At 65.8% G+C, this 17406-nt stretch carries 13 protein-coding genes; 6 read left to right on the top strand and 7 right to left on the bottom strand.

From position 1 onward, the window contains the following. The first annotated feature begins 25 nt into the window (after positions 1–25). Positions 26–1354 (top strand): aspartate aminotransferase family protein, encoded by a 1329-nt coding sequence (locus tag AB0M59_RS31850; RefSeq protein WP_364622576.1) that lies wholly within the window; start codon positions 26–28, stop codon positions 1352–1354. Positions 1355–1416: 62 nt separating this feature from the next. Here the strand turns inward: AB0M59_RS31850 and AB0M59_RS31845 are convergent, their stop codons facing one another. Continuing rightward, the gene (locus AB0M59_RS31845; protein WP_364622574.1) at positions 1417–2766 is read right to left on the bottom strand and encodes a cellulose binding domain-containing protein; all 1350 of its coding nucleotides are present in this window, start codon (positions 2764–2766) and stop codon (positions 1417–1419) included. Beyond that, on the bottom strand, positions 2763–4385 hold the full coding sequence (locus AB0M59_RS31840) for a glycosyl hydrolase family 18 protein (RefSeq protein ID WP_364622571.1): 1623 nt from the start codon (positions 4383–4385) through the stop codon (positions 2763–2765). The genes AB0M59_RS31845 and AB0M59_RS31840 overlap by 4 nt, the downstream gene beginning before the upstream one ends. 917 nt (positions 4386–5302) lie before the next feature. Between AB0M59_RS31840 and AB0M59_RS31835 the strand changes: the two genes are divergently transcribed. Beyond that, positions 5303–6004: a helix-turn-helix domain-containing protein gene (locus AB0M59_RS31835; RefSeq protein WP_364622569.1), complete on the top strand. Its 702-nt coding sequence runs from the start codon at positions 5303–5305 to the stop codon at positions 6002–6004. Between the two features lie 127 nt (positions 6005–6131). Further along, on the top strand, positions 6132–7859 hold the full coding sequence (locus tag AB0M59_RS31830; RefSeq protein ID WP_364622566.1) for a hypothetical protein: 1728 nt from the start codon (positions 6132–6134) through the stop codon (positions 7857–7859). 425 nt (positions 7860–8284) lie between these two features. Here AB0M59_RS31830 and AB0M59_RS31825 read toward each other — a convergent pair whose 3' ends face one another. From AB0M59_RS31825 to AB0M59_RS31810, 4 genes are all read right to left on the bottom strand, one after another. After that, entirely contained in the window at positions 8285–9331 is a 1047-nt protein-coding gene (locus AB0M59_RS31825) for a DUF6236 family protein (RefSeq protein WP_364622563.1), read from the bottom strand. Positions 9332–9684: 353 nt separating this feature from the next. Beyond that, the gene (locus tag AB0M59_RS31820; protein WP_364622561.1) at positions 9685–10440 is read right to left on the bottom strand and encodes a hypothetical protein; all 756 of its coding nucleotides are present in this window, start codon (positions 10438–10440) and stop codon (positions 9685–9687) included. Positions 10441–10871: 431 nt separating this feature from the next. Then, the gene (locus AB0M59_RS31815; protein WP_364622559.1) at positions 10872–12068 is read right to left on the bottom strand and encodes an XRE family transcriptional regulator; all 1197 of its coding nucleotides are present in this window, start codon (positions 12066–12068) and stop codon (positions 10872–10874) included. After that, complete coding sequence (locus AB0M59_RS31810) at positions 12061–12870, bottom strand: hypothetical protein (RefSeq protein WP_364622556.1); 810 nt, start codon at positions 12868–12870, stop codon at positions 12061–12063. The genes AB0M59_RS31815 and AB0M59_RS31810 overlap by 8 nt, the downstream gene beginning before the upstream one ends. A 390-nt stretch (positions 12871–13260) precedes the next feature. On the opposite strand from AB0M59_RS31810, the gene AB0M59_RS31805 reads away from it, so the two are divergent. The 3 genes from AB0M59_RS31805 (at position 13261) to AB0M59_RS31795 (ending at position 15837) form a co-directional block, all read left to right on the top strand. Continuing rightward, positions 13261–13758, top strand: a complete 498-nt coding sequence (locus AB0M59_RS31805; protein WP_364622553.1) for a helix-turn-helix domain-containing protein — start codon at positions 13261–13263, stop codon at positions 13756–13758. Between the two features lie 2 nt (positions 13759–13760). Then, positions 13761–14363, top strand: a complete 603-nt coding sequence (locus AB0M59_RS31800; RefSeq protein ID WP_364622551.1) for a PIN domain-containing protein — start codon at positions 13761–13763, stop codon at positions 14361–14363. Between the two features lie 142 nt (positions 14364–14505). Further along, the gene (locus AB0M59_RS31795) at positions 14506–15837 is read left to right on the top strand and encodes an ATP-binding protein (protein ID WP_364622548.1); all 1332 of its coding nucleotides are present in this window, start codon (positions 14506–14508) and stop codon (positions 15835–15837) included. A 775-nt stretch (positions 15838–16612) separates the two neighbouring features. On the opposite strand, the gene AB0M59_RS31790 is transcribed toward AB0M59_RS31795, so the two are convergent. Continuing rightward, positions 16613–17406 (bottom strand): IS3 family transposase (locus AB0M59_RS31790; RefSeq protein WP_364622545.1); only part of this gene is annotated, 794 nt, incomplete at its 5' end.

Below are 17406 nucleotides of genomic sequence, written 5' to 3'. Positions count from 1 at the left end.
CTCGGACCGGACTTACCGTCGATGCATGGCTGCTCCGACCTCCGAACTGTCCACGTCCGAAGCCTTCTGGGCCGACGCCGACCGGCACCTGGTGCGCTACGGCGGCGCCTTCACCCACGAGATCATCGACCGCGCCGAAGGCAGCTTCGTCTTCACCGAAGACGGCCGCCGCATCCTCGACTTCACCTCCGGCCAGATGAGCGCGATCCTCGGGCATTCGCACCCGGAGATCGTCGACACCGTCCAGCGGCAGGCCGCGAAGCTCGACCACCTGTTCAGCGGCATGCTGAGCCGCCCGGTCGTCGACCTCGCGCGGCGCTTGGCCGAGTCGCTGCCCGACCCGCTGGAGAAGGCGCTCCTGCTGACGACCGGAGCCGAGTCCAATGAGGCGGCCATCCGGATGGCGAAGCTCGTCACCGGCAAGCACGAGATCGTCTCGTTCGCCCGGTCGTGGCACGGCATGACGCAGGCCGCGGCGAGTGCCACCTACAGCGCCGGCCGCAAGGGGTACGGGCCTGCCGCGCCCGGCAACTTCGCCATCCCGGCGCCCAACGCGTACCGGCCGGACTTCACCGACGCCGACGGCAAGCTCGACTGGCGGCGCCAGCTCGACTTCGGGTTCGAGATGATCGACGCGCAGTCGGTCGGGAGCCTCGCCGCGTGCATCGTCGAGCCGATCCTCAGCTCCGGCGGCATCATCGAACCGCCGGTCGGCTACTTCGCCGCGCTGAAGGAGAAGTGCCGGGAACGCGGCATGCTGCTGATCCTCGACGAAGCCCAGACCGGGCTCTGCCGCACCGGGAACTGGTACGCGTTCGAGCGCGACGGCGTCGTCCCGGACATCCTGACGCTGTCGAAGACGCTCGGCGCCGGCCTGCCCCTAGCGGCGGTGCTGACCAGCGCGGAAATCGAGCAGGAGGCGCACGAGCGCGGGTTCCTGTTCTTCACCACGCACGTCGCGGACCCGCTGCCGGCGGCCGTCGGCAACACGGTCCTGGACGTGCTGCAGCGCGACCGCCTCGACGAGCGTGCGCTCCAGCTGGGCTCGTTGCTGCGCCACGGCCTCGAAAGCATCGCCCACCGGCACGAGGTCGTCGGCGACATCCGCGGCCGCGGCCTGCTGGCGGGGCTGGAACTGGTCGTCGACCGCGAGACCAAGCGCAGCTCGGACGAGCTGGGCGCGCGGGTCACGGCGCGCTGCCTCGAGCTCGGGCTGCACATGAACATCGTGCAGCTGCCCGGAATGGGCGGGGTGTTCCGGATCGCGCCGCCGCTGACGGCGTCCGAAGAGGAGATTTCGCTCGGCCTGTCGATCCTGGACGAAGCGATCGGGGACGCCGTCAAGACGCTCTGAAAACGAAGAAGCCTCCTTGCCGGCCCGGGGAGCCGGCAAGGAGGCCTTCATTCACGACGACGTCAGAAACCCGCCGTCACCTTGGTGAAGTCCCAATCGTTCTGGGCGATGCCGCTGCAGGCCGACTGCACGCCACCGCCAGGACACCCACGATCCCGGTTCACCGACCAGAACGCCAGCCTGCCGAGGCGATTCGACTTGGCCCAGTTCGTGATCTGGGTCCAGGTCGACAGGTCGGTCAGCTCCTGCTGGTCGGACAGGCCGTTCATGCCCGAGATGCCCACGTGGCTGTACGCCGTGGCGTCGCTCCAGCCGAACGTCGACTTCAGCTTGTCGCGCAAGCCGTTCGCCGCGTTCACGGTGCTCTGGTACATGTTCGAGCCGCCGCCGAAGTCGAACGGCATGATCGTGTACACGTCCACGCCGGCGCCCAGGGCCTTCGACTGGTCGATGAGCCGGTTGCCGTAGTAGTTCGGGCCGGTCGTCGACGTGCCGAACGTCAGGATGGTCTGCACGCCCGGGTTGTTCTGCTTGACGATCTTCAGCGCGCCCAGGATCCGGTCCTGCACGGCCTCGTTCTCGAACTCGTCGGAGTTCTCGATGTCGATGTCGATCGCCTTCAGCCCGTACGCGTTGATCACCTGCTGGTAGGCGCCGGCCAGCGCGGCCGACGTCGAGCAGTTCGGGCCCAGCTTGTTGCCGCTCCAGCCGCCGAACGACGGGACGACCTGGCCGCCCGCCGCCTTGATCTGCGCGATCGCGCTCGCGTCCGCGCTGCCCGAAAGCGGACGGCTGCTGTCCCACGCCGGGTTGCAGCCACCGGAGGCGTTGATGAACGCCATGGTGAACCACTTGACGCCGGTCGCGTTCATCACCGTCTGCGGGTTGGGCGGGCTGCCCCAGCCCATGTAGAGGTACGGCGCGCCCTTGCCACCTGTCCCTGGCGGCGGGGTGGTGGTCGGCGGGGGCGTCGTCGTAGGCGGCGGTGTCGTAGTGGGGGGTGTCCCCCCGGCCGCACACGACCCACCGTTGAGCTTGCAGTTCGACGGCGCGACGTACGAACCCGAGTACGCCACGTTGAAGCCGAAGCTCGCGCTCGAGCCGTTGCCGACGTTGCCGTTCCACGAGTTCTTCACCGTGACGTGCTGGCCGGACGCCGTGTAGCTGCCGTCCCACAGCGAAGAGATCTTCGCGCCCGAAGGCAGGTCGAACTCGACGGTCCAGGTGGCGAGCGTCGAGCCCGAGCCGTTGGCGATCGTGTACTTGCCCTCGTACCCGGTGCCCCAGTCGGAGCCCTTCGCGAAGCTCGCGGACACGCCGCCCGCCGCGTTCGCCGGAGCGATCACGAACATCGCGCCGATCGTGGCGGCCGCGGCCGCCAGCCCGAGTGCGGGCAACCACCGGCGCGTCACGACAGGCCGTTCTTCATCGCGGTGATGAGCTCGCCGCCGGTGGTGTCGCCGGTCAGCTCCCAGAAGAAGGCGCCGCCGAGACCCTGCTGCTTGGCGTAGGACATCTTCCCGTTGATGGTCGACGGGGTGTCGTAGCTCCACCAGTTGCTGCCGCACTTGGCGTACGCGGTGCCGGCGAACGTGCCGGTCGACGGGCAGGTGTTCTTGAGGACCTTGTAGTCCTCGATGCCCTGCTCGTAGGTGCCCGGCGCGGGGCCGGTCGCCGTGCCGCCCGGCGTGCTCTGCGTGACGCCGGTCCAGCCGCGGCCGTAGAAACCGATGCCCAGCAACAGCTTGCTCGACGGGACGCCCTTGCTCTTCAGCTTCTGGATCGCCGCGTCGGAGTAGAAGCCCGGCGTCGGGATACCGGCGAAGTTGGTCAGCGGCGAGTGCGGAGCCGTCGGACCCTGCGCCGCCCAAGCACCGAAGTAGTCGTACGTCATGACGTTGTACCAGTCGACGTACTGCGCGGCGCCGCCGTAGTCGGCGACGTCGAGCTTGCCGCCGTTGCTGCCGTCGGCCGTGATCGCCGAGGTGACCAGGAACGAGGAGCCGAACTTCGACCGCAGCGCGCCCATCAGGTTCTTGTAGGCCGCGGCACCGCTGGTGTCACAGGAAAGGCCGCAGGAGTTGGGGTACTCCCAGTCGATGTCGATGCCGTCCCAGATGTCCGCCCAGCGCGGGTCCTTGAGCAGGTTGTAGCAGGACTGCGCGAACGCGGCGGCGTTCTGCGACGCCTGGCCGAAGCCGCCGGAGTAGGTCCAGCCGCCGAACGACCAGATCACCTTGAGCCCGGGGTGCAGCTTCTTGAGCTTGCGCAGCTGGTTGAAGTTGCCGGCCACCGGCTGGTCCCAGGTGTCGGCGACGCCGTCGACGCTGCCCGCGGCGTCGTAGGTCTTCTGGTAGTCGGCGTACGGGTCGTCGTTCGCCGTGCACTGGCCGTTCTTCACGTTGCCGAACGCGTAGTTGATGTGGGTCAGCTTGCTGGCCGAGCCCGACGTCTCGATGTTCTTGACGTGGTAGTTGCGGCCGTAGACGCCCCACTGCACGAAGTAGCCGACGTTCTTCAGGCCGCCCGGCGGGGGCGGCGTGGTGGTCGTCGGGGGCGTGGTCGGGGTGGTGGGGGTGGTCGTCGGCTGCGTCGGGGTCGTCGGCGTGGTGGTCGGGGTGCCACCGCCGGCGTCGCAGGAACCGCCGTTCAGCCTGCAGTTCGCGGGCGCCGAGTAGGTGCCGGAGTAGCTGACGTTGAAGCCGAAGCTGGCGGTCGAGCCGTTGCCGACGTTGCCGTTCCAGCTGTTCTTGACGGTGACGTGCTGGCCGGCCGCGGTGTAGCTGCCGTCCCAGAGGGAGGCGATCTTCGCGCCGGACGGGAGGTCGAACTCGACCGTCCAGGCGGCCAGCGTCGAGCCGGAGCCGTTGTTGATCGTGTACTTGCCTTCGTAGCCGGTGCCCCAGTCGGAGCCCTTCGTGAAGCTGGCGCCCACGCCGCCGGCGGCGCTCGCCGGCACGGTGACGAGACCGACCGCGATCGCGCCGACCGCGGTGAACAGACCGAGGAGGTGCCATCTCTTTCTGGACATCGCTCTCCTTTGAGCCAGGTACGGGGACGGCGGGACCACCAGGCGGGGACCGGGGTGGTGCTTATGCGCCGTTTGCGAAGACGTTACGTGGTCCAGACCAATTAGGGAAGCACAACCACGGAGAGTGCCGACGGGCAGCTGACCAGCTGAGACGTTGGCGTGTTCACTGGTCCAGTCCAGTTACGCAAAGCAGTCGATGAAGCCGAACTCGGCACCGTCCTGCACCCGAACGCACCGGACGAGCTGTTGAGTCTCCTGGCCCACGGTGAACGGATTCGGAAGGCCCTGTCGATGCTGGGGCCAGTGGTGGGAGTTCGACGGTGGCTTTGGCGAGTTCTGGGAGAACCTCGCCGCCGGGAGGATCGAAGCCTCGGTCATCCCCGAGGGCTTTCCCGGTGACGACTACGAGGTCGAACGGGCCTGATGCGCCCGACTGGAAGACGAACACAAAAGAGCCCCCTCTTGCGAGGGGGCTCTAGTGCTGTCTCAACCAGACGTGCGCCCGAAGGGATTCGAACCCCTGACCTTCTGATCCGTAGTCAAACAAGATCAGTTCAGGAGGGTCCGGGGTAGCACGTTTCGGCTGGTCACGTCCAGGTCAGGGGCCCCGAGTCCAGCCCCGTCCACCACGTCCGTGAGACGTGTGTGAGACGCGGCGGCCGAAAGGGACCCATGAACGACCACGCCCACCACCCATCACCGGGCACCCAGCCGCATACCCACATCAAGATCATCGAGACGCCGGGGCACGGTCTGCCGCCGTCTCCCCAGGGCCCGCCGACGACGCCGCGGGGCTACGCAACGGGCGCCTCGTTGGTCACGCCACGTAGCCGGCGAGCAGCCGCTCCCGGGCGCGTGAATCAGCTCAGCGTCCGCCGCGAGCCAGCGCCCACCGCAGCCTCGTCCGGAGGTGGGCGATGAGCATCGAAGCGATCTCCTGGGCACTCAACGAGGCACCCATCCCCACCGACCGACGCGACGCCTCGTCGCTGGCGATGGTGCTCGTCGGACTGGCCAACCACGCCGACCCCGACGGCCGCAACGCGTTCCCCTCGAACGCCACCTTGACCCGCTACACCCGACTATCCGAGCGCTCGGTCCGCAACATCCTCCGCGAACTCGCCACCCTCGAGCTGATCCACCCGTCCGACCCCGGCATCGTCGCCGCCTACATCAGCCGCGCCGACCGGCGCCCCAACGGCTACGACCTCAACCTGTCACTCACAAGTGTGGACAACTCCACCCAGCCTGTGGACAACCGCTACGGCGAGGTCAGTCACGAGGGGCACAGTCTGCCGCCCGCTGACCAGGACGGGGGGCACGCAGCACAGGTCCGAGGGGCAGACCACGCCTCAACGGGGGGCAGAGCCTGCCCCCGAACCGTCCCTGAACCACCCAGGAACCGTCCCGCGCGAGCCCGCGCGCAAGGCGGCGAGGCCGCGCCGGTGCCGCCGCCCTGCGGGCAATGCGACGCCCGCCCCGGCGACACGATCGCCGCCCGCACCATCCCCGTGCCCGGCCGCGACCAAGTCCGCCGATGCCCACGCTGCCACCCCCACGAACTCGCCTCGTCACCCGACAACCCCGGCCTGCTCGCCGCCGTGGCAGGAGACCGATGAACCCACTCACCACCGCCGGCACGACCCGCGCACCGCGCGACCCACGGCGGCCCAGCGCTGGCTGGTCCCAGGGCAACACAGCCGCGTCGATCTCACCGTTCCATGCGCTGTACGAGGGGACCAAGCCGTGATCAAGGCTCGAAAATTGACCGACGTTCACCGGACCGAACTCGATCCTCACCACGTGGCACGTCTCCACGAGATCCCGTTCAAGCAAGACCGGACCCGGTACGCGTGCCAGGTCCTGCACCGACTCAACCCATCCGGCGTGTCGACAGCGGCGGTCATGGCGTGGCTGGCTGCCTACGGCTACGGCGAGAACGACCCCCACGGCCAGAAACGCAACCGCGTCTCCCCGGTGGTCGCCGCCTACCGACGCCAGCACAACCTCGACACGACCAGCAGTCGAATGCCGCACTGGACGCCGGCCGGGATGTCCCCGATCCCGCCCGTGCCGGACGAGGGCGTCGTCGTCCCATTCCCCTCGATCGAGACACCAGGGATACATCCGACCGGACGCCCCACCACGACCCAAGTGTCCCCTCCGGCTGCGCCTTCGGACCCCGGAGCGGACGCCTTCCCGAGGCAACCGGCCACCGGACCGGACGCGTCCGCCACCTGGCCGGACACCACCGCGACCGAGGCGATTCCGAGCAGGGGCGTCGCTGACCGGACACCGGAACCCGCAGGCCAGCACGCCGAGGACGCGTCCGGCTTCGTCCCTGCGCGTCCTGCGGTCACGACCGCTTTGGCGGAGCAGGCAGATACGGTCACCTCGGCTGACGACGTCCTCAACCGGACGACAGCTACCGCGAAGTCGACGGCGGAGGACACCCGTCCGGCGCTCGACCGGACACCGCCAGTGAAGCTGATGATCCGCTTCGGCTGGCAAACCTGGGCCGCACCGGTGCTCGCCCTGATCGGGTGCGCGCTCGTGCTGGCCAGCGGGGCTGGAGTGGTCGCCGACCGGCTGCTCGCTACTCGCCTGCTGCCGCTGGTCGACTGGCGGATCGCCGGAGCCGCGGGAATCGCAGGTGCGCTGGTTATCGCTCTTGCAGGCATTACCTGGAGGAACGCTCCGCGACGGCAGGTGACCCTGCAGCCGCTGTCAGTGGAGGCACGCGTGTTCTACTTCGGGTTCACCGGGGCCCTGGCCGCGTCCGCGGACGCCTCGTTCCGCGTGTGGCACGACGTGCTCCACGTCCACCTCTGGGAAGCCGCCGCGTTCTTCACCGTCGTCGAAATACTCCTGCTCGGCTCCGGCCTCGCCATGCGCTCCAACCTGAAACGAACCGGACGCCCCGGCATGTACGGCTCGGTCGTCTGGCTGCTCTCCGGCTTCGGCGTCGTCGCCGCCCTGCTCGTCTCCGAATGGCCCGGCAGCCTATGGCGAGCCCTCGGCGGACCAGTCGCCTCAGTACTCGCGCTGCACCTGGCCCTCGGACTCGAACTACGAGCCACAGGCACCCGCCAACGCTTCAGCCGACTCGGCCAAGCCCTACGGTCAGTCGGTCAGCACCTGCTGTCCTACGTCGGCGCCGGCACCGGCGACCAAACCTGGATCGTCATCCGCCGCGAACGAGCCCTCACCCGCGCCGCCCGACTCGCATCCAAACCGGAACTCACCCCCTGGAGCCGGCACCGCCTGGCCCGCGCCACACGAGCCTCCGGCGCTGGCCGATCCGACACAGCGACGGCAGACCTGCTCCGAGCGCTAGCCGCGGAGCGGGCCACCGACGCGCTACTGACGATGCCGACCCTCTCGCCATGGGACGGCGCAACCTGGATCGACGCCCCCGCGACGCTCGCTCACCACGCCCGCCAGCCCGAACATACGAAGTCTTCGAGGGACTGATCATGGTTCAACGGGACGCGTCCGGTGCGGGTCACCTAACACCGACCCGGACGCGTCCCAGCCAGTCCTGACGACGGAGACCGGACAACTCCAGTTCGGAAAGCTGGCGGCTCTTCTTGCAGAGTTTCATCGTGGCGGGCCCACTCGGTGGAGTATCAAGCAACGAGCTGGAGGGAGGTCCCACCTTGGCGGATCCCATCGATATGATCGATTCAGAGATCGACGTCGTCCGGATTCCGCGGCCGCGGTGGGGTGTGACCGACAACGCTCGCCGACGCCAACAGCCAACCGATCAAGTTGACCTGTCCACCACATTGCCGGGTTGCTGGCCCCACCAAACAACAGGTGTTCCACCGCGAGGACGTGCTCCAGCACCAGCTTGCGAAGCGACCACGGCGACGGCGGCCGAACTCCCGGGTTGTAGTTCACTCGACTGCTTTCCGGATGCGCTGGAGGTAGCTGAGGTCGACTCCTTGATCGCCGGGCAACGACGGCATGCTGGTCGTCGCCACGTTCACTGCGTATCCGCCGATCAGCCCGAGCAGCCAGGCGTAGTCAGGACTGACCTTCGCACCGGCTGCGCTGCCCAGCGCGACAAGGACAGACACTGATCTGCGCATCCAGTGGACGCGCCTGCGCTGACTGGCACGGTCTAAGTCGGACAGCGCGTCTGCGAGTTCAGCCCGGAGTTCCGCGAACACTTCGTCCGGATCTTCACCACCACCCAGCCGGCGCAGAAGGTTCCGTATCGCACGCACCAATCTGACTCGCTCGTCGTTGTATTTCAACCGGAACGCGATGACCTCGCTCACTGGCACAGACGGATCAGGCACGGGCAATAGCCCGCCGAGTTCCACCTGCCAGCACCTTTCCGGCTTCCCCGTCGCAGGCAGGTGAGCCAAGCGGAACGCCCACGGTTGGTCGGTGTAGGGAAGGCACGGCTCCGCGCGGTCGGCCACCCGCTGCCACGCGGTTAGATCGTGGGCCAACTGGCGGGCCAGAACGCTCAGAAGGGTGAAGTGCACGGCCGGGGAGACGATCAGCATTGGCTCTCGTCTGGCGACCCGGGCCAGTCCGTTCTCCAACAGGAGATCAACACAATGCGGTGGCAACTTGTCCGAGTAGACGATTTCCTGTTCGGGGTCTTCGACCGCTGGGCGTGGTTTCAACTCGCGTTCGGGCATCTCCGAGCAAAGGTCCGCGAGTGCGGCCCGCAGCTTAGCTGTCAGGTCGACTCCGCCGATGCCGACCGACGGCTCAACGTGAGAAGCGATGCTCAGCGGGGTGTAGAGGCCTGCATCCGCGACGGCGGCCATGTCAGGAGACATCATGCTCGGCCGAACCCACCCGGACTCCCGGTCGGGATCTGCGAGATCCGGCACGATCGTGCTGATCATGTCCCAATACAGCAGACCCTGGTACATCACGTCTCGCGGTGGCTCGATCAGCGGGTAGTAGAGCATGATCGCCATCGCGAGCCCCTCTCGATCCGCGGAAAGCCAACACCGGCTTCAGTCCTGTACGAGACCAGTTTACGGCTCAGGTCGATAAATGGCCCGGCCGCCGAGCGCATTGCCGAGCCGCTCGAATTTCCGCCTTCGGGTGGCTGACCGCCGCAACACGCCCGGCACCGGTCGCTAAGTACCGATACCTCAACGCTGACAATCAGCTCCAGGATGGCCCGATCCTCGTCACTGACCATCAAACCCGACGAAGGCATGACCCATCATCGCAAACCCACAGCCGTAAACTAATTTAACGTCGCGCGACACTAGCCCCATTGCCGTGACCTGAATGCACTAAGCGCGCACACATTGCCGACTTCCTAGTCCTCCTTTTTCGGGGTTTCGCCAGCGACATCAGCGTCGGAGACGATTAGCTCATGCTTCCCATTGCGCACGCCGAAAATGTACCCAATCACGGCGGCAATAAGCGGAAATACCGGCGTAAGAAGAAATAGTTGACCCAAGTCCTTTATTTGCTGCAGCCAGTCCGCGTGCAGTCGACGTGATGCTTCTACGGCATCAATTTGACCGCCACCCCTACCGATCAGGGCAGCAACATCCGACGGACTCGGATAGGTCGGGAAGGCGTACAGCGAAATGATTCCGATGAGAATTCCAGCGAGCAGCAGTAGCCATTTGAAGATACTGTAACCGAGTTGCGATACGGGCGAAGTCGCAGGTGAATTGAGGTTCACAACTGAATCATGGGCCCTTACACTCATCGCCGTTGGTCGTGAAAATGAACGCCGCATCCCTGAAAATTGAGAAAGGCGGCGCAATTCGGCGATGATTTCAATCGACTCCACTACCGCTTCGTCGCCCGTGGACTCATTTAATTTGCGAAGCTGCCTGTCAACTACCGCATTCCTGAGTTTAGACTCCGCGCTTCGCGGCAGATGACCAGCCCCCGCGGCCGCCGCAGCCGCCGCAGCCGCCGCCACCGCAAACCCGCCGACGAGACTCCACGCGAGAACGCTGGTCCTCAGGTCCGTGGCAAAATTGATCGCGATTCCAACGCCGCCAGCGATCGCCGCGGCGAGAGCGGACCATAGCCACGCTGACCGTGTCCGGCTCAAGACCAGACCTCCTCGTGTGCCGGAAGCGACCGCCTTACCGGCAGCCCGTTGAACTACCACTCGTCGAGCTGGGCAACTTTGTTACAAGTGAACGTCCGCGTCGCTGCACCGTTATACTCATGCAACGCGATGTCGGGCGACCTGCTCGAACAGTACTGCGAATGCAATCGCAGCAGATCGGGCTCGCCGCCTCAACGTCTTGCATGCCTGGCGCCCCAGTCAACACTTACCCCCGGCGTGGCCCGGCAGTCTCCGCAGTCACTGCAGCGCACGCAAACCTATGCGGTTGACGTCTCCGTCGGCTCCCAGCGAGAACGCGGTCGGCGCGGCGCCGTGATAGTCGGCGGCGATGACGTTGGAGACGGTCCGATCGGCTCCGGACCGAGCTGGCCGGGACACTTGACCAAGAAGGGAAGTTGTTAGATGCGCTCTCACACGAGCCGGAGAGCGGGACGTTCGTCGACCTGTCCCAACAGAAGTCGCAGGCGAGGCACGCGCCACTGAAGTTCTCGAGCCAGTCCAACCAAGGTGAGCAGTCGGTGTTCCTCGGCCAAGGCAAATGCTTTGGCCAGCAGGCTGGGTACTTCGCCGGGATAGTTGACGACCGGCTGCGCAGGCAGTAGGCCCACGCTGATTAGCTGGTTGAGTTTCTGATAGGCGCGCCGCGCGCTCGCGTCGGATAGCGCACCAAGCTCTCGGGAGCGATAAATCAGCGACTTGACTGATACGCCCCATTCACGCCCGAGTCGTTCCAGCGCGGCAAAATCTATGCGGGATGGGAGCAGTTCCTTGACCGATGCTGCGGGGGTGAGTAGCTCGGCGGCGAACTGGTTGGCTTCCTGCTCCTGCATTGGGTCGCCGGGCACGCTGTCGCGGTGCAGGAGCAAGTGCCCCAGCTCGTGGGCGGCGGTGAAGCGGTGCCAGTAGACGTCGTTCGCTCGATCGGGTGTCAGGATGACCAGCGGTCGAGGGAGCCGGGATGTTGAGAAGGCGTCGATGCGAGGCGTGTCCTCACCGGCAAAGGGCACCATCGTGGTGACGATGCCGCGGGTCTCCATGGTTCGGATCAGATGCGGGATGGGACCGACGCCCAGCCCCCACCGTTGCCGTAGCAGTCCCGCAGCGGCCACAGGGTCGGTCGGAATGTCCTGGCACTCGACGATATTGGGATGGTCTGGGTCGTCCTCGCCGGCGACGAAGCCGGGAAGGTCCACTGACGGCAGGGCGATCCGTTTCTCCAGCGCATGGGTGAGTTCCCAGACCTGTTCGACGAATACGACAGCCTTGGCGCGCTGGAACGACCGGGTCGAGCGCAGACTACGGAAATGCGCCGTGGAGGCATCAAGCCGGGCGTGCGGTCGACCGGCGGCGAAGAACCCCAGGGGAACGTCGAGGACCTCGGAGAGCGTGCGCAGATGGTCGGGGCGAGGTGGGCTGCTGCGGGCCTCCCATTGGGTGACGGCCGGAGCCGACACCCCGACCCGGTCGGCCAGCGCAGCCTTGGTCATGCCGGCCAAGCAGCGGGCCTGAGTCAGGCGTGCCGGATCGAACACGGCGGCGATCTCGGCGGCGCCTAGTGGTTCTTCGTGGTCACCGAACAGGCGTAGCTGTGGAGGCAGGTCAGGCATCGCTTCCGGTTTCTGGCTGCGGCGTTGCTGTGGGATCTGTGTCCGGCGAGGTCAGCGGCGGTCGCACGCCCAGGACGGGTTCTTCCAAAGGCGCCTGGTCGAAGCGACCGGCTGCCGTGTCGGGTCCAACGGGCACGAGCGGCCGTGCACCGATGCCGCCGGCGTCGGTGCCGTCGTCGGCGGCCCGCAACGAGATCTCTTCGAGGTGGGTCCAGCGGAGGTACCCGTCCTCATCGGCCTTCTCGGCGTCGCCCCAGAACAGGCGCAGGAGGCCGGCGTCCGGGTTGCTGGCGTAGGCCAGCACGACTGCACGACCAGCTGATGCCATCGACTGCGCATCGCGGCGCTCTTCCTCGAACAGCGAGGCAAGGTCGTCTTCGGTCAGTTCGGCGTGTTCGAGCGTGAGCTGGGGTTCGGGCGACTCAGGGTTCAGGGTGAGCAGGTTGTTGCGTACCTCGGACAGGCGCATCCGCTTATCCTCGACCCGAGTGTGGGCGTCGTCGCCGTAGCGCCATGGGTACAGGATGACGTTGTGCTCGCCGATGACGACCAGCTCGTAGGACGCGCCCTTCGGCTTCGTTCTACGAACGCCAGAGTGATCACCGATCGCCGAGACCAGCTCCTCGTGCAGCGCTTTCCAGATCAGGCCATAGGCCTCATTGGTGCTGAAGCCCATCTCGACATGGCTGGCCAGGGCACGTCGATGCGCCCGCCGCAGCGCCACCGGGATCGCTTCCAGCAAGTCGGCAGCCATGGTGCCGAACCGGGCACACGCCCACGCCGATGGCTTCAGCTGCCCCATCCGGACCTCCAGGTGGCCAAGCGCCGACCGCTTTCGATCCGCGCAACGAGGACGTTATATCACTTAATTTTCTGTCACGTCTAGCGCAGTGCGACGCGTGTCCCCCACCCGGGGAGGAGCGATCTCTTGACCGGCCCGGATCAAGACTGCCACCTGTTCAGCCCCCCGCCCTACGCCCCCGAAGCAACCGGGGCGCGGCGAGCTCGTTGTGATGCCCGCCGAGCGCATGCCGAGTCGAGGTCGCGTCCGCCACTGCATTCACAGGCGCAGGGAGCGCGGTCCGCTGTGGCGTGAGTCGCATCCCGTCGCCGCCTGTCGCCTTTTTCGTTTCTTTCGATTACCCTTTTGGGTAGTGCTCACGTCCACTGACCAGCATGAACCGGAGACGCGATGACCTCGGCACTTGAGCAGCACACGGTGTTTCCGCCGGCCGACGCGGACACCGGCTCTCACCACGCCCTGCACAGCCTGCTGGGCCTGCTGGGCAGCCGGACCGCGGCCGCGGCCCACGCGCGGCTGATCGGACCGGATGGCAGCGCCGTCGAGCTGCCTGACGAGGTCTATGAGGTACTGCGGCAGGTAGTGACCGCCATGTCCCAGGGCTTGGCGATCAACGTCGTACCGCGGCACGCGGTGCTGACCACCCAGGAGGCCGCGGACATGCTCAACATCTCCCGGCCAACGCTGGTGAAGCTGCTGGAGGCGGGCGAGATCCGCTACGAACAGCCTGGCCGGCACCGCAAGGTCCGACTGCAGGACGTGCTCGACTACCAGCAGCGAGCGCGCCACCGGCGCCGCATGGCGCTGGACGAGATGACCGCGCGGGCCAGCGAGGAAGAATCCGACGTTGAGGCTGACAACGTCGACAGGATCATCCAGACTCGCTAATCGTGCCGTTTCCCGCGCTGCTCGACGCCAACGTCCTCATCCCGCTCAACACAGCGGACCTGCTGCTGCGCCTGGCCGAGGCCGACACGTTCCGCATGTTGTGGTCCGAGCAAATCCTCGACGAGGTCCAACGCAACCTCGTCAACCAGCTCGGCAAGACCCCGCAGCAAGCGCAGCGGCGGCTGACGACGATGCGAGAGGCCTTCCCGGACGCCATGGTCACCGGCTTCGAACCGCTGATCAGCACAATGACCAACGACAAGAAGGACCGGCACGTTCTGGCCGCGGCGGTGCGAGCCGACGCCGCGGTGATCGTCACGTTCAACCTCAAGGACTTCCCGCCGGAAGCACTCGCGCCCTACGACATCACCGCGGTACCCCCTGACGACTTCCTGCTCGACCAACTCGAGCTCTACCCAGACGAAACGCTCCAGTGCTTATTCGACCTCGTCGCCGGACGGCACCGACCGCCGCTTGTGCTGGAGGAGTTCCTCGCTCGCTTCGCCGACGTGGCGCCCCGCTTCGTCGTCGAAGTCCAGGACCACCTTCGACGACTATCCGAAACCGAGGTCGTGCTCCCTCCGCACCGGCCACCCATCGATTGAGCCGCTGCAGGCACGCGTGGGGGCGGTTCCGAAGGGTGCGTCGTCGTCACGCCGTTTGAAGTTGCGCGCGAACACGACAGTGGCCAGGAGCTTGAGGTAAGGGCACAACGTCGAGCTGCACCAGATGGAGTAACTTTGGCCGATGGCGCCGTTGCGTTCTCGTCGGTTGGAGGCCCTGCTGGGGGCGCTGGTTGCCGATGCCTCGTACGGGCAGGTAGCCGGCTTGGCTTCAGCCAAGGCTCCGGAAGACTTTGATCTCGACTTCAAGAGCAAGACGTACAAGCCCAGCGACGAAGGCAAACGAAACCTGTCGATCGACGTCGCTGCCATGGCCAACACCGCCGGCGGGTTGATCATCCTTGGGATGGAGGAAGACGATCAAGCCCGGGCGTTGAAGCCGGTCGAGGACTTCGCGGTAACCGACGCCGAGGTCAACCGCATGTCACAGATCGTTGCGGCGGGAGTAGGACCGCTCCCGTCGATGGATATCCGCATCGTCGAGAACGAAGAGAAACCGGGCACAGGCTTCTACCTGATTGCCGTACCTCGCAGTCTGACTGCCCCGCACGCCGTCCTAGTCAACGACTCGCTGCGGTTCCCGCGCCGGAACGGCCGTACAACGGCCTACCTGTCCGAACCTGAGGTGGCCCAGGCATACCGGGAGCGGTTCGCCGGGCTTCAGAGCAGGCTGGACGTCGCTGAGGTCCACGAACGATTCCTGCTTGAACGTCTGAATACCGACCTGATGACTTACGTCGTCCTTACTCTCGTGCCCGACCAGGACGGCCACGTCGAGATCAACTATTCGTCGTTCAACGCGTTCCGGACGGCGATGCTCAACCGGGACCCGATGCAGATCTACCCGGGGACCGACTTCAAGCGCGCATTCGTCGGACCAGACCGGCTGATGACGGACGCTGGGTACGGCGATCATCGCATGGACCTCATCGCCTTCGTCTTGCACCGCACCGGAGCGGGATCGTTCGCCGCAGCCGTCGACCGCCGACGGGAAGACTCGAGCTCCTCCGACATCGAGGACGAATACCTCACAGCACGAGTCATCAGCGGGCTGCAGTTCCTCGCGAAGAACGCCCGTGATCGTGCCGCAGCCGGCGGCTCCGTCTCACTCCGCGCCACGCTGGTACCGGTCACTCCAGAACTCCCAGCCCGCTTGGTCCACAGCCGCAACTTCGGCTCAACACAGACACTGGGAGGCACAATCAGCCTGGTCACGCCACCGGTCGCCACGACGTTAGCCGACTTGGATGACCTGGCCAGCGACGGGCCACAGCTGCTAACCACCACCTTCGCCCTCGTCAGCGGCCTGAAGCAGCAGTTCGGGTACCCCGAGGCTCTGCAAGTCAGCGCCGATGGCCACATACGGATCAAGTACTGGACCACGCAGATCGGTGCCGCACTACAGAGCTGGGCTGAGCAGAACAGCGTCGAAGTAACCGAAGACACCGTAAACTAGTTTCGCTCATGCATAAGCGTCCTTATGCATGAGTGAGTCCGTTCACTCCTCTGCAAGGCGAAGGCATAAGACGTCACAGTCTCCTTTGACGACCGAGGACACGCCCAACAGGGCTCGTAAGTTGAACCGTCAGCGCGGGGATCGCAGAGGCCCGACTAACGTCAGCTCATGCCAACGAGTGTGCGGTCATTTCGCTGCCACACACCGCTTCGCCACTTGGTCGGGTCCCCTTGAGGCAGCGACGCACGACGTACTCCTGGTCGGGATACAAGTCAGCTGGCTTGCGACCACACATCCGGTTGAGCTCGGACGCGTAGATCCGTCGACCAAAGCGGCCGCTGGGTCGACGGATCTACGTTCGCGGTGCACTCGCCCCAATCTATAGGTCCGGGACCTCGCTCGTGGCTGCGCTCGAGCCGGGCAAGCATGCCATCGGGGTCGGTCAACCCGGCCGAAGGTTGAAACGCGCGGTGGGCGCGAGGTGCTTGAGGTTTAGGCAGGACGGGATTTCACGCCCGGTCCACGTAGCGGTCACCGGCCGATCCTCGGACGGACGACAGCACGAAGTCGACCGATTCCGAGACTAAGAATCTTCCTCCTCAACTCCGGTTTTGCTCTTTCGGAGGCGTTGTTCGCTAATGGCGGCCACAATCATCCAAAGCGGCAAAGCCCCTAAGAATAGGGCAACCATGATAGCCCATCTTATGGGTTTCACGACACGACCATAAAGTAGCGATGAGCTTCCCCCTGTTCGCCGGACACGGCGGGTGTGGGGTCAGGTCGCCGCATCTGGTGGCTGGTTGAGAGCCTCAAACGTGGCGGGGCTGTGCATCCCGATCTTGGAGTGTCTCCGTTTCGGGTTGTACCAGCACTCTATCCATTCGAATATCGCGTTGGCAAGTTCGTCGCGGGTTTTCCAGGTTTTCGCGTCGAGAAGTTCGAGCTGAAGAGTGCCCCAGAACGATTCCATCATGGCGTTGTCGTAGCAGTCGCCGACCGTGCCCATGGAGGCGAGTATTCCGGCGGCGCGGAGTCGTTGCCCGAAGGCCCACGACGTGTATTGCGAGCCGTGATCGGAATGTAAAATGGTGGCATTGTTCTCGGGTTGGCGGCGGAGGATGGCCATGCCGAGCGCGTCAGTGACCAGTTCGGTGCGCATGTGGTCGGCGATGGACCAGCCGATAATGAGCCGGGAATAGGCATCCATGACCGCGGCGCAGTAGACGCGGCCTTCCTCGGTCGGATGTTCGGTGATGTCGGTGATCCACAGCCGGTCCGGGGCTTCGGCGGCGAACCGGCGGTTGACCAGGTCGGCGCTGGGTTGCCCGGCTGGGTCACGGACCGTGGTGTGGTGGCGTCGGCGCCGGTAGAGGCCCTGGATCCCGGCCTCGCGCATGAGCCGCTCGACCCGTTTGAGGTTGACCGGTAATCCAAGTCCCATGGTCAGTTCGGCGTGCACCCGCGGCGAGCCGTAGGTGCCACGAGAATCGGCATGAATCCGTTCGATATGTTTCAGCAGCAATGTGTTCTCCTCGTCCCGAGTCGAGGACGGCCGGTCGCGCCATTCGT

It is taken from the genome of Amycolatopsis sp. NPDC051371 (assembly GCF_040682155.1).
Taxonomy (GTDB): Bacteria; Actinomycetota; Actinomycetes; order Mycobacteriales; family Pseudonocardiaceae; genus Amycolatopsis.
This window is presented reverse-complemented; position numbering and strand designations above follow the sequence as displayed.

Excerpts from the sequence above, each read along its gene's own strand:
- AB0M59_RS31850 (WP_364622576.1), top strand. The coding sequence starts at position 26 with ATGGCTGCTCCGACCTCCGAACTGTCCACGTCCGAAGCCTTCTGGGCC.
- AB0M59_RS31840 (WP_364622571.1), bottom strand. The coding sequence starts at position 4,385 with ATGTCCAGAAAGAGATGGCACCTCCTCGGTCTGTTCACCGCGGTCGGC.
- AB0M59_RS31835 (WP_364622569.1), top strand. The coding sequence starts at position 5,303 with ATGAGCATCGAAGCGATCTCCTGGGCACTCAACGAGGCACCCATCCCC.
- AB0M59_RS31825 (WP_364622563.1), bottom strand. The coding sequence starts at position 9,331 with ATGGCGATCATGCTCTACTACCCGCTGATCGAGCCACCGCGAGACGTG.
- AB0M59_RS31815 (WP_364622559.1), bottom strand. The coding sequence starts at position 12,068 with ATGCCTGACCTGCCTCCACAGCTACGCCTGTTCGGTGACCACGAAGAA.
- AB0M59_RS31810 (WP_364622556.1), bottom strand. The coding sequence starts at position 12,870 with ATGGGGCAGCTGAAGCCATCGGCGTGGGCGTGTGCCCGGTTCGGCACC.
- AB0M59_RS31805 (WP_364622553.1), top strand. The coding sequence starts at position 13,261 with ATGACCTCGGCACTTGAGCAGCACACGGTGTTTCCGCCGGCCGACGCG.
- AB0M59_RS31795 (WP_364622548.1), top strand. The coding sequence starts at position 14,506 with ATGGCGCCGTTGCGTTCTCGTCGGTTGGAGGCCCTGCTGGGGGCGCTG.